Annotated in this window: 11 protein-coding genes; 1 reads left to right on the top strand and 10 read right to left on the bottom strand. The window is 39.9% G+C overall.

Translation table 11 applies throughout. The annotated features are described in order from the left end of the window. Nucleotides 1–13 precede the first annotated feature (13 nt). The 8 genes from IGL32_RS12420 to IGL32_RS12455 all read right to left on the bottom strand — a co-directional run bounded on the left by IGL32_RS12420 (nucleotide 14) and on the right by IGL32_RS12455 (nucleotide 6,332). On the bottom strand, nucleotides 14–511 hold the full coding sequence (locus tag IGL32_RS12420) for an RNA polymerase sigma factor (RefSeq protein ID WP_002354845.1): 498 nt from the start codon (nucleotides 509–511) through the stop codon (nucleotides 14–16). A 236-nt stretch (nucleotides 512–747) separates the two neighbouring features. Beyond that, nucleotides 748–2,229, bottom strand: a complete 1,482-nt coding sequence (locus tag IGL32_RS12425; protein WP_002367474.1) for a helix-turn-helix domain-containing protein — start codon at nucleotides 2,227–2,229, stop codon at nucleotides 748–750. Beyond that, on the bottom strand, nucleotides 2,204–2,689 hold the full coding sequence (locus tag IGL32_RS12430) for a hypothetical protein (protein WP_002354843.1): 486 nt from the start codon (nucleotides 2,687–2,689) through the stop codon (nucleotides 2,204–2,206). The genes IGL32_RS12425 and IGL32_RS12430 overlap by 26 nt, the downstream gene beginning before the upstream one ends. Before the next feature lie 104 nt (nucleotides 2,690–2,793). Next, nucleotides 2,794–3,873 (bottom strand): DUF916 and DUF3324 domain-containing protein, encoded by a 1,080-nt coding sequence (locus tag IGL32_RS12435; RefSeq protein ID WP_002378996.1) that lies wholly within the window; start codon nucleotides 3,871–3,873, stop codon nucleotides 2,794–2,796. Between the two features lie 105 nt (nucleotides 3,874–3,978). Then, nucleotides 3,979–4,737 (bottom strand): WxL domain-containing protein, encoded by a 759-nt coding sequence (locus IGL32_RS12440; protein WP_002383195.1) that lies wholly within the window; start codon nucleotides 4,735–4,737, stop codon nucleotides 3,979–3,981. Then, nucleotides 4,738–5,538, bottom strand: a complete 801-nt coding sequence (locus tag IGL32_RS12445) for a WxL domain-containing protein (protein ID WP_002386238.1) — start codon at nucleotides 5,536–5,538, stop codon at nucleotides 4,738–4,740. 4 nt (nucleotides 5,539–5,542) lie between these two features. Beyond that, the gene (locus IGL32_RS12450) at nucleotides 5,543–6,277 is read right to left on the bottom strand and encodes a WxL domain-containing protein (RefSeq protein WP_002365407.1); all 735 of its coding nucleotides are present in this window, start codon (nucleotides 6,275–6,277) and stop codon (nucleotides 5,543–5,545) included. Next, a complete protein-coding gene (locus IGL32_RS12455) occupies nucleotides 6,234–6,332 on the bottom strand; it encodes a hypothetical protein (protein ID WP_229201436.1) in 99 nt (32 codons plus the stop codon). The genes IGL32_RS12450 and IGL32_RS12455 overlap by 44 nt, the downstream gene beginning before the upstream one ends. Before the next feature lie 22 nt (nucleotides 6,333–6,354). Here IGL32_RS12455 and IGL32_RS12460 point away from each other — a divergent pair, with 22 nt between their 5' ends. Further along, nucleotides 6,355–6,516, top strand: a complete 162-nt coding sequence (locus IGL32_RS12460) for a hypothetical protein (RefSeq protein ID WP_002389451.1) — start codon at nucleotides 6,355–6,357, stop codon at nucleotides 6,514–6,516. A 126-nt stretch (nucleotides 6,517–6,642) separates the two neighbouring features. Here the strand turns inward: IGL32_RS12460 and IGL32_RS12465 are convergent, their stop codons facing one another. After that, nucleotides 6,643–11,502, bottom strand: a complete 4,860-nt coding sequence (locus tag IGL32_RS12465; protein ID WP_029739097.1) for a hypothetical protein — start codon at nucleotides 11,500–11,502, stop codon at nucleotides 6,643–6,645. Nucleotides 11,503–11,868: 366 nt separating this feature from the next. Continuing rightward, nucleotides 11,869–12,882 carry an alpha/beta hydrolase gene (locus IGL32_RS12470; RefSeq protein WP_002367479.1) on the bottom strand — a complete coding sequence of 338 codons (1,014 nt, stop codon included), beginning with the start codon at nucleotides 12,880–12,882 and terminating at the stop codon, nucleotides 11,869–11,871. Between the last annotated feature and the right edge of the window lie 16 nt (nucleotides 12,883–12,898).

Raw genomic sequence — 12,898 nt, forward strand, 5'->3', positions numbered from 1 at the left:
TTCCTTTCTTTTACTAATTCAATAGACTTCGGAGTTCATTCAAACTGCGGTACATCTTCGTTTTAATCGTGTTTTCGTTAATATCCAGGATCAAGGCGATTTCTTTTAGCGTAAATCCTTCAAAAAATTTTAATAGAATAATTTCACGATTGGGACTATCTAATTGATTAATAATTTCTTCAATTTCTAAAAAACTGCGTTGGGGATTATTTAAAAGGGCTAACACATGTTCATCTTTTTCAATATGAACAGCTTCTCGTTTCTTTTTACGCCAATAATCTGTCGCTACAGAAAGCAGAATTCGAAAGAACCACGCTTCAAAATCCTTAATATCGGGTCCTTTTTGGATGGCCTTCAGTGCCTTTTCAAAGCTTTCTTGAATCACATCCAAGGCATCTTCTTTCGAATGTGTATAGTTAAAGGCAATGCGATACATTTTTTCATATTTGGTATCCACAAGCGTTTCTAACGCGCGAATTTGTTTTTTTCTTTTCCAACCATCGAAAACCATCGATTTCTGGAACCTCCTTTCCTGTACACTTATATAGACGAATCACAAGCATAAAAAGTTTCAACTTTTTTATTATTTTTAATTTTTATATTCTAAAAGAAAAAGCGTGGTACAAAAATCACTTTGGATTTTTGCTTCACGCTCAAAATCTGATAAACGGCGGGAACAGAACCAGCTCCTTCGGAAATAAGCCGAAATTATCCAAAAATTAAAGAACAATTTCCGGAAATTTCTTCTTATTTCTCGGAGCTAAGCGGTGCTGTCCCGACCTTGTTTTCTTCTCCCGAGTGCGGTCTTAGTGCACTCAGCGTTTTAATAAAATGCGACCAATCAACAGGACGTGGTGGCGCTAACCAAATAATTTGAGTAATCTCAGGCCAATCGACAAAATGAATATCCGATAAAATTAATTGTACACTTTCATCTACATGTGCTTTGAAAATGATATTCCATTCCGTAATTTTTTCAATATTTTTTTGTATCATACGATTATAGGCTTCACCAAAGGAAAAGTCGACACACAATGTAATCGGAGCCAAAACTTTTTTCAATGGTAACGCATCCACCATTAACAACAGATACCGATAAAATAAAAACTGTCTGGCATCCCAAACAGCGGGATTCGTTTTTTGTTCTTGAATAAATTGTCGACTAGCAGAAAAATACTCTGTATACGTTTCTGCAAAGTAGGTTATATCCATTTTGCGATAACTATAGTTTGCTTCTATTGGAAAATGGAACAATTTAAAATGTACGATTGTTACTTTTTGTTCAAAACCTTGCAGGACTTCCTCAGAAAGCTGAAATTGTATTTTTAAATAGCTTAACAAGTCACGATTCAATTGTTGAATTTCTGCAAATCTTTGGCAAAGTGCTGCTGAAGCTACTTGAAGCCACTCTTCAGCAATTAAAAATAAGAGTAAATAATTGCCTTCGTTTGTTCGTTGTGGTTCTGGGATTTGAAGACTCTCTAACCAATCGAAAACATTCTGCTGATTGTCACCGGCTAATTGTTTTAACACTTGCGAATCTACTTTTTTCTCTACATAAAACTGTTGCTGCGTTCGTACTAAAGAAACCGCCAAAAAATGAAAACATTTAGCTTGTGCATAGCCTGCACGCTGATTAAGATGAACCTTCTCAGAAAAAAATAGCTCAAAGTTCCGAATCTGCTCTAAAACTTTTTTACCGTACAATGAAAAATCACGTTGGTATAATTGTAAAAAAACCAGTGTTGTTACTTCGCGTAAATTGGTTTCATTTCCCACTAAGTGAAATTCTTTATTAATTGTAATTTGATAATTTTCCAGCATTTTCTTTAATTCCTTGAACTCCTTATAAGCCAATGTGTGACTAACAAAGTGTTCTAAAGCAAACTCATTTACAGAATCAAAACGCTGAAAAAAGAAATCTTGAAACATAGCAAAACGTAACGACTCTTTAATATAGCAATCAATCAAAGTAGCGGAAGTTTCCGTTCCTGATTCATTAAGCGTTAAGAAAATACCATCGCTCACAATTTGAAAATCCTCTGATAAACCAAATTCAATAAAATCGGCATTTAATTCAGCGACCGTTTTGTTCACGATAAATTCAGATAATTCTAACTCCTGCATTACGGTTTCTTTTGACTCTGTTAACATCGGTGCATTTTCCAGTAACTGAAATAAGGCGATTTTTCTTTTATCCACTTTATTTAAAAACATCATCAATATCATAGACTTCTCTCACATCCATTTTTTTCCCATACAATCCATTTCCTGAAAGAAAGTACCCAACCGCTGCTAAATAGCTTTCAGATTCTTCATCGCCGCCTGCACCAAGTCCGTTAGGAAAGACAAAATCTTTATTCACTTGTAAGGGATGAGCCGTTGTTTCTTTTGTTTGTTTCTTTTTTTCTTTTGACATTGCCGGTTTCTCCACAGGTTTGTCTTTTTTCTTGGGTGAAGGCTTTTTTTCTTCAGAAGGAACCGTAGTTTTTTGATCTTCCGGAGGGGTCGGCGCAGGTTGTTCCGGTTCTGACTTTTCCTGAGGGGTGATTGATTCTGGTTTTGGTTGAATTTCTTCCGTTGGTTCTAAGGGATTATAAATAGGTGTCGCCAATGTTTGAATTGGTTCTATTTCGACAGCCGTAAAAATTAGCAAAGAACTAAATAAAAAAAGATACTTTTTTCTCATGGCTTCTCACTCTCTCTACCTCTACTTTATGGGAAGCAATTCCTTGTAAAAGTACCTTTACTTTTACAAGGAAAACCCTTTTTGTCAATAGATAGCCCTTTTTATTACTCAGATTGTTGTTCTTCCTCTTTTTTCTTTTTACGATACAAGAAGAAAATCAATAAGAGCAGCGCTAGAATGATGAATGCAATCAGTAGATACAACCACCAATTGGTTCCTTTAATGGTTACGTCTTTTTCATTTAATTCTTTAGCGACGTCCCCAGAAATAGTAAATTCTTTTGTAAATTCCCATTTGTACAGGTACCGTTCTTCACCATTGGCGCCTTTGACTTGATAGGTGCCCTTTTCATCTTTTACACCATAGGCCGTTGATTTCAAGACATATTTTCCTGGCGTTAATCGTTCCCCTTTTAAAGAAATTGGGTAACTAAAGTTAGAGTTTGGCGCCACTTGCATATCCTCAGTATCGGATTGGTAAAGCGTTTCGCCTCCTTTTGAAACAGTGTTGATTAAATGTAATTGGTTTAAGTAGGCCGCTTGTGGGTTTTGTAAAGAAACATTGATGACGTTTCGCGCGTTGACTTGGCCTGGTTTAACCCCTAGTAATTTTAAATCTGGTTGAACCTTTGTCTCATTTTGCTGAAGAATAATAGCCACAACATAGGAGTATTCATTATTAATAGCTAACCCTTTTGATTGATCCGCAGAAGTCGTGGTTTCTTTCTTTTTCTCTTTTAGTGTTATACCGCCAGCCATCACGCCATCAAAAGAATCTTTAGGCATTGTGATGGTTAAAGGTAAGGTCTTTTGGGAATGCTTCGGCAAGATGATTTCTTTCGGTGCTTCCACATAATCTTTTAAGTTAAAGCGTAAAGTTTTGTCAGGTTTGATCCCGTTTTGGCCATATTCTACTACGCCATTTAAATTTGTTGTCGCTGAGTTCACCGTATTTTCAATGGTAATGTCTTCATCTGTATCATTGCGTAACTGAATTTCTACGGTTTGTTTGGTACCAGGCGCCATTTTTAAGTCAAAGTAGGTTTTTGATTTATCCACTTGATTTTCGGGAATTGTTGGTGTAACCGCAAAATTAAATTCAGAAGCGTGCGCCTCCACGCCAATCCAGCCAAATAACATACAAGCGATTACCGTTGCATATACTTTCCATCTGTTCATATTCATTCTCCTATGTCTGTCATTCTTTGTTGTATTATAAGCACCAAAAGACCGAAAGATAAGCCAAAAATTTTTGACTTATATCCCGATCTTGCGTGTATGCTGTCGTTCTTAGTTTCCTGTGTTAGCAGGTGTATCTGTCAAAGTCCAAGTAAAAGTTGTCGTGTATTTTTTCGCATATTTTGTGGTTGAACCAGGTACTTCTAATGAAATACTTGTTTTAGCGGCATCTACACTATCGCCCCAGCTCATTAAGTACGTACCCGCACCTTCTTTATCGCCAGCAGCCATGACCACTGATTCAGCCCCAGTTGGGTTTAATTCAATCGTAGCTGGCGCTGTCGTTGGTTTTGCAGATTGTGAAGCTGAAACCACGCGTCCGTTGCTTAAAGTTACTTTGGCCGCTGTTAGTTCTTGATTGGCTTCAGTTTTGAATTGACCATTTTGTTTTACTTTTAGCGTCCAACCTGTTTCAGTCCCACGATTATCTGAGACTTGAACAAAGTTCGGGCCTTCTTGGTCGGCACCAGCATTATCTTTGTATTTTTGTGTTTCTGCATAGTAGGTCATATTTTTTGAGGTAATCGTTTGTTCCCCAAAAGATAAGCTAGATGCATAGTCAATGGATAACGGACCTGCTGTCCCTGGCTTAGGCCCTGTCGGATCAGTTGGATCAACTGGCGTAATTGGTTTATCTGGGTCTGGATTCGTCGGATCAACTGGATTCGTTGGGTTCGTATTTGGTGCAAATTGAATCGCTCCGTTTGTTTGGTATTCACCACCGTCGACTGCTAATGCACTCATTGGTACAAGTGCCAGTGCGCCTAAAGTTGTGGTTGCCATCAATGTCATTACTTTTGTCTTTTTCATTTATTTCCCTCCATTATTTACTGGTACATCTGAAAGTAGCCAAGTCAATGTTGTTTTATATTGTACTGCATCCTTAGGGGTTTTCCCGGGAACAGTTAGTGAGATTGCCCGTGTGATTGTGGCATTTACTTGCTGTCCTTGTTGATTTTTTTCGGTCACTTTTTCTGCTTGCCCCCACAGCGTGATCCACGTTCCGGCGCCGGTCTTTTCTGGGGCTTGCATGACAACAGTTTCTGCGCCCGCAGCATCTAATTGAATGTTTGCGGTAGCAGTTGGCGGCAATACGTCCGTCGCATTTGAGCGCACACTGGGCTCAGTAAAGGCGACGGTGGCGCCTGTTAATTCTTTGTGTAATGTTTCTGCATTACGAAATTGACCATTTTGTTTCACTTTTAAAACCCAGCCAGCATTGGTTCCCCGTAAATCACTTACTTGTACATAATTAGCAGTTGCTAATTCACTTGCTGAACCATCTGGATTTCTATAGGTTTGCGCTCTGGCAAAATACGTTTGATCCTTATTCGATATCTCATTACTCCCAAAATCCAAACTTGAGGCATAATCGATGGAAAGTGGACCAGGGGTACCTGGATTAGGTCCATCAGGATTCGTTGGATCGACTGGTCGAACTGGTTTTTCTGGATCGGGATTTTCTGGATTTACTGGATCCGTCCCATCTGTGCTTGGGGTAAAAACAATCGACTGTTCGCTATCAAAAACGACCGTCGCCGCTTCAGCAGGAACAGTGGCGCCAAGCAACATTGTTCCGAATAACAAGGAGTAGACGACTGTTTTTTTCATTTACTTAGCCTCCAACATTCGTTGGTACAGATTTCAATGTCCATGTTAAGGTCGTACGATATTCTTTTGCTAATTTAATCGCTTTACCTGGGACATTTAATTTCACGGCAGTAGCACCTTCTGTCGCATCTTTCCCAAAACGATAGACCCAAGTCCCCATTCCTTTGCCATCTTCTGCTTTGACTAATTCTACTTCTGTTCCAGGAACAAAGGTATGTGCTGCTGTTGGTGTTGGCGCGTATGCGGCATCAACAATCGATGTCACACCTGCATTGGCAATCGATAAAGCGGCCCCCACTAATTCTTCATTTTGGGCTGTTTTGAATTGCCCATTTTGTACAGCGCTTAACGTCCAGCCTTCTTGTGTCCCACGTTTATCCGTTACCTGAACATAGTTGGGACCTGTTGTTCCATCTTTAAATGTTTGAATTTGTGCGTAATAATCTTTCGTATCGGAAGTGATTTTTTGGGCGCCAAATTGAAAGCTTGAAGCATAGTCAATTGATAAGGGGCCTGCAGTCCCTGGTTTTGGTCCAGTTGGGTCAGTTGGATCTTCTGGTTCAACTTTTTCATCTGGATTGGTTGGGTTAACTGGCTTCGTTGGATCTGTATCTGGTTCAAATGTAATGGCGCCATTACTTGTATAGTTCACGTTAATGTCTTCCGCAAATGCTTGTTGTGTCGCTAGGACACCGCTAAATCCTACAATCCCTACTACTGCTAATACTGTTTTTTTCATCTTCTCTTCTCCTTTTAATAAATAATATGCCTATAGTGATAAGGCTGATTCCCAAATAAATAAATGGTGCTTGATTGGTGGTACCTGTCGCTGGTAATCTTCCTTGTCGCGATCCATATACGCCAGAAGAAAGGACGGATGAAGCGCCTCCGTCAGCTGGCTTGGTGGGTTCGGTCGTTGTGGAAGAATTACTAGTCGCTGTTGTCGACTCTTCTGTGGGATATTCATACGTTCCATAAAAGGAGACAACACCACTATTTTCATAAGCTGCTTCTCCAAACGCAGTGTCTGAATGACAGAAGCTGAAAAGACCTAAAAAACAACTAAGCAAAAGGTATTTTTTCATCTCACTTCTCTCCTCCTTGTTATGGTGCCATGACTAATGACCATGACAATGTCCCTTTGAATTCGCCAACTTTTTGTTTCTCGACTGGCACAGATAGTTTAAGTCCCCGTTGGTTTGCCGCACCCCAACCTTGGTTAATTGTATAACTACCTGAACCTGAGCCTTCATTTTCTGTAACAACCGTATCTCCTTTATTGAGTAAAAATTCTCCTTTGTCTGTAACCAATGACAAATCTTCCAATTGATCTGTGCCGTTCGTTAAGGGATTAGTTACCTGAACATTCAGTTTCCAAGGCGTACTTTCTGACCCGCGTGTGTCTTGAACGACTAAATCATCTGAAAGAGTTGGCCAGTAAACTTCTGGCTTGGCAGAAATTTTTTGTTTGCCAAAATCAATTGTTTTAGGTACTTTTTCTAACGTTAATTCACCTGAAATAGACACATTGACTTTTTTATTTAACGTTTCACCAGCTTCTGTAAATTGATAATTGGCTGGCACCGTTTTGGCTAATTCTTCTGGTTTCGCTTGCTGAATGGCTTGGAAGGTTGCGGCATCAAGACTTGGTGTTTGATTGGCCCGACCATCTGCGAAAATCACCGTTGCTTGTGTCCATTGTGCCAACTCGTCTGAATTCGTTAAGCCATTTGCTTCTTTTAATTTCAAATGCGCACTTGTCGCATACAAGGCAAACGAACGATCTTTGGCAAGGACACTTTCATTTTTCACAACAACTAAATGAACCGTTTTGTTTTGCAAATTATCTCCTGACGTCCCTGCTTCTAATTGAATATCATGTGTCCGCGATACAGTTTTTTCTGCTAACGGCGCTTGAATTTGTGGTAAATCCGTCTCTTTTAATGAGGTCTTGAAAAACGGCCGACCTTTTGCGCCGAGCATTTCCACTACCTTATCAACAGTTGTTAGCTGTGCTGCCTCATCTTCTGTGACAATCACCGATTGCCCCGAAAGTTCCACTTTATTTGAAAATTGAACTTTCACCTGATAACTGTAGTTCATATTCGTCGCTTTCCATGAAAGCGGGGTGGTATCTTTTTGCTCTGGAATTTGCTCTATCGCGCTCCCAACTTCACTAGACTTAACCGTTCCTTGGTGCAACCAAGAACCTGTTACTTCGTCAGGAAGGAAGCTTAGGGTTGGTGTTAAAGCACTTGAGGTCGGAATCATCAAACGTCCTTTTTGAACTTTTTGTCCAGCTACTTCGGTGCCCCACGCTTGTAAGGTTAATGGCGCATTGCCGGCTTTGACCTCTTTTACATCATGAGAAATAGTACCTGCACCTGCCACAATTCCAGGCGTTTCCACTTCGTAATCGATGATGGAGCCAGGAATTGCTATCCCATAGCCATTGGCGCCCTTGGTCACATCGTTATCGCCAATAAATGTTTTTCCAGTCGCTTTTTCAATCCCATGAAACGTTGTTGGCGTAAGTTTTGTAGCATTATTGACCGTTGGATTAATCGTCAAGACCTGATAGGCTTTGACATTTCCAAACCAAGTCCCTGTGCTATCCACCAAAGCAGTTGTATCTGTCGTTGGTTTAATCCATAAAAGTTCATCTTTTGTTGGATCGACAGCTTCAAAATCCGCAATGTTTACTTTACCTGTACCAGGAATTGTTTCTAATGTTGCATGATCCTGAACCGTTAGTTTGCTAGCTGAGATTAAATTGGCTGTGTTGGTGATCCCAATTCCAGCGTTTTTAGATAGATGAATTGATCCGAATTCATTGTAAGTCGTACTGTGGTTCGCGGCAGTAGCAGAAACGCCATTTTTGATGTTCCCACCATTAGCCATTAATTTAATGCCATTGGTGACATTTAATTCCGTAAAGTTGACAACGCCTAAGCCTGTCGCATTTAGTGGTTCTGTTTGATAGTTATTGGTGCCGTCAACGTTAGTCCCAAAGTTAAAGGCCACTTTATTTGAACTAGCATTCACAATTGCATTAGTGAAATTATCTGTTGATGAACCACCGGATAAACCGTTAATACTAACTGCACCTTGAACATTTGCGGTAACATCACGTAAGATTTTTCCGCCACTGATATTGGAATACTGTGTCGCATATAAATTTCCAATACTAGAACCCGCTGCTTGAATATTCATTGTAATCTTGCCGTTCTTGGTATACGCAGCATTGGTTCCACCATCACCGTAAATGCTGGCCCCATTTAGAGATTCCACACCTGTTTTAGTGAAAATATTTAAAGTAATTGTGTTTGATTCATCCGTTCCTAGTGTCGTATTTTGACCATAGGGCCGACCACCAGTAATGTAGGTATTACCAGGCAACTTAAACTCTCCGTTGTAATTTCTTAAATCAATTAAGAGTTTGGCATTTCCAAGAAGTGAGCCCGCATTGGTAATCCCACCTGAAAAACCGTTCGCGCCTGTCCGAGGAGTTCCTGAGAAATTTCCTCCGTAGATGCGATTGTCTGAATTACCAGTAATTGTATGGCCACCGCTTGCTCCATAAGAAGCACCCATCGAAGCATTAATTACTCCTTCATAAACCGTTACACCGACATTCCCAACATTTTTGGCATCATTCCAGCCACCGCCTGAAAGAAACCAATCGACTTGACCATTATTAACGATTGTTTGACCGTTTCCATAAACTCGAGCTGCTTGATAGCCTGTTCCTTCTAATGTGTCAGCAATCCCGCCATTCAATGTGTTAGAAGTATTGCCTTCAACGACACCTGAAAAAGAGCCACCATATGTCCAGCGAGCAATGGTATTATTTAAAACAGTCTTAGTATCTCCTTTTATATAGATATCCCAAGTATCATTACTAGCAGGATAGCCGCCGCCACCAACAATATCCCAACCTGAACTATACCCACGACTTTTATCGGTCGTTGAATAATCTAAGCTTGTCGGTTTTGCGCCTGAATAAGCCATACCATCGCCACCTAAGGACCCATCACCATTCGCTGTTCCCACTTCAATTGTTGTATTTCCTTCGATATAACCGCCGCGGCCAGCTGCAGTTGAGTAAATTGCACCATTATTAAACGAACCGCTGACTAATTTAGAAGAAATATTTCCAAAAACTTTAAAAGCTGCTGCTGATTTGGCTAATTCTGCTCTTTGTTGTGGTGTATAAGCATCATACGTTGCTTCATTTGAGGCCCCAATTTGACTCTTGTTAAATTTCGAAACATTGTTACCAGCACCGCCGTTAAAATCATTAATACCACCAGCGGAATTCGTTCCTGCTGTAACCACATTCGTAATATCTCCGATGATCGTTCCAGAATATTGGTTGCCTCCTTCAAAATCTGCACGACCCGCACTATACAACTGTGTATTTAAATTTGTAGTAATTCCATCAGTCGCACGATTCGTTCCTATATCGCCGCGGGAAGAGCCACCAATAAAACGTTGACCCGCTGTATACCAACGGCCATATCCAGAAATATCGTTTGTTACTTTTCCACCAATATTTCCGTATTGAACACCGCCATAATACGTACTTAATTGGAAACCTGTAGCAGCATTCGTAATCGCAACCTTTGTTGAGACGTTACCAGTAACATTCGCTGTGTTGGTTGCGTTGGTCCCATAACCGCCCCCATAAATTGAAGCAATTCTGCCACCAGAATCATTGACAACCAATGAAGTATTCCCAGTCACTGTCCCAATATTGGCGCCCCCACTTAATGTATTTAGTCCGCTCCGTGTATTGTTAATAACAATCGTAGGATTTCCAGCTAAATTACCACCATTTTGGTTTCCGCCATAGAAATTCCATGTCCCTGTACCTGTACTATTTACTGTTAAAGTTGGGTTTCCTGAAACATCTCCTGTATCCGTTCCACCGTATACGGTCAGACCGTTTCCACTAGAGCCGCCATTCAGGTTCAAACTGTAACCATTTAAATACATATTCGTACCTGTATAGTTTAGATTTCTCAAAGTGATGTTTGAGCCAAAATAGATATTTTGATTAAATCCTAACGTCTTAGAACCCGTTGGCGCCGTTTGATCCATACTAATCGGATCCGCGCTGTTTCCAGTAATCACTAAATGATTGACCTTACCTTGCAAGGCGTAAAAGGTCATATTACTTGCCGTAACGGTGTCAGGAATCACTTTAGCGGTGGTCGCCGCACTCGTCGTAATATTGTTTCCTATATAAAGAGTGAAATCGCCATTGTTCCCCTGTTGATACAAATCAAACAAGGCTTCTTTCAAGCCAGCCTCTGTCGATGCATATTCTTTGTACGCTGCTCCATCTCCTGCAGGACTTGGCACAACAATCACTTTTGTTTTATCTGCAGGAGCAATTGTGTCCGCAATGGACTGATCAATTGAAACAGCTCTGGCCATGCGTGTCAGTTTCTGTTTAAAGACAGCCGTAAGTTGTGTATCTTCTGAAAACTCTAATTGAAGAAGTTCTTCATTTGTATATGTTTTGCCTTGATAAGACCAGCCAACGAAAGTCGCATTTTCCTCACTATTCGCCCATTTTGGTAATTCTTCTGTCCGAAGTGGCTGATTTTTTTCTTTTACCACTTGATAACTTTTGGCATCATTTAGAAACAAAGCTTGATCCGTTGTTTCAAAGGTCAACGTGATTTGCTTCTGCTCTTCGCTTGGTTTTGTTTCTGTGGAAGAGGTGGTTACTTTTTCTGTGATAGCACTAGATTCAGTCATTGATGACTGTTCTGTAGAATGTGCGCTGCTTTCTTTTGTTGCTTCACTTGTACTGGTTTCTGCTGTTTTTGGCTGTGTCTGCGTACGTTCTGTTTGTTGCTCCCCTTCAATCGCCCACGCTGAAACAGATAAAAATGGTTGTACAAGTAAACAAGTTGCCAATAAAACAGCGATTTTCTTTTTCATTAACTTCATCACTCCTCCCTCGAAGTAAACTTTCCACAACCAACCTATGGCTCAAGTATACGAAGTTTTCTTCTGATTTTTTTAAAGATATTTTCTTAATTTCAAAAAAAAAATTTATTTTTTAATTTTCTTTTTGTTAACTAAACGAATTTTTTGCTGTTTTTGTAAGATAAAAATATTAATTTGTTCACAAAAATAACAAAAACGTTGTTTTTAACATTAAAATTAACAAACGAGTTCGTAGTATAGCACGGATTTTTTCTCATGTAAACATCATTAAATAAACATTTTTGTTTAATTTATACATATTTCTCAGCTGAAAAAATGACAAAAATAAATAAACAGAGGCCTTAGAAATATTTCTAAGGCCTCTGTTTATTTATACGTATTCACAAACTGGACTGTTTCTTGGTAACATTGTTTAGCTTCTTTTGTTTGATAGTCGAATTGATATTCGTGGGTGATCGTTGCTTTCTTATCTTTGAAAAAGAGAGCTGAAACTGGAACATTTAAAGTTTTTAACCGCTGAACCAAGGCTAGTCCTTGCTCTTGGAATGAAAAGCTATTGCCATCTGTTAGATACGTCGGGGGAAATTCTTTGGTGACTTTATCCACTAAACTCACTTCTTGCAGTTCTGCACTCGTCTGCCAGTCTTTAGTGCCGAGCAAGGACCAAGCCACTGTTTTAACGAAAAATTTCATAAAACGATTATCACTTTGTTGGTTGGCCATTTGTTTCAAATCCACCGGACCACAATACGAGAGCGTGCCTTTTAAATGGCTAGCCGGCAATGCTGCAGTCATCCCTAGTTCTTTGGCATAGTTGGCATTGGTTTGAACTGTTGCATATTGTAGAGCAATCTGTGCACCCGCACTGTCCCCGCCAATAAAAAGCTTAGATAAATCTAACATGGGATACGCTTGTTTCTTTTCTAATAAAAATTGAACAAGTTCATTGACCTGCTGGAGCTGGCTTGGATAAGGTGCGTCTGGTGCTAATTCATAATTCATTGAAATAAAGGCAACTGAGGAATCAGCCACTAAACGTGTCGCAAACTCTTTCATCCCAGACTTATCTCCTCCCACATAGCCACCACCATGGACCCATAAAACGACTGGTACCGCTTGTTTTGACGTTTGGGGATAATACAAATCAAAGGTATTCTTTTTTCTTGAAGAAGGGTATGTTTGATTTTCTTGCAATTGGACATTGGGCAATGCTTTATCATAGGAAGCTGAATCTTTTATTTCAACTTCGCCTGCGAATAACTGGTTGATGACCCAAGCGCCTGGCTTAGGGGATAATTGAAAGGCGAGAAACACGCCTAAGCAAATAACCACAATGATTCCTAACAACCAAAGGATAAAACGTACGATTTTTCTTTTCACTCTATTCACCTGCTTT

Source organism: Enterococcus sp. AZ035 (genome assembly GCF_050548325.1).
Classification (GTDB): Bacteria; Bacillota; Bacilli; order Lactobacillales; family Enterococcaceae; genus Enterococcus; species Enterococcus faecalis.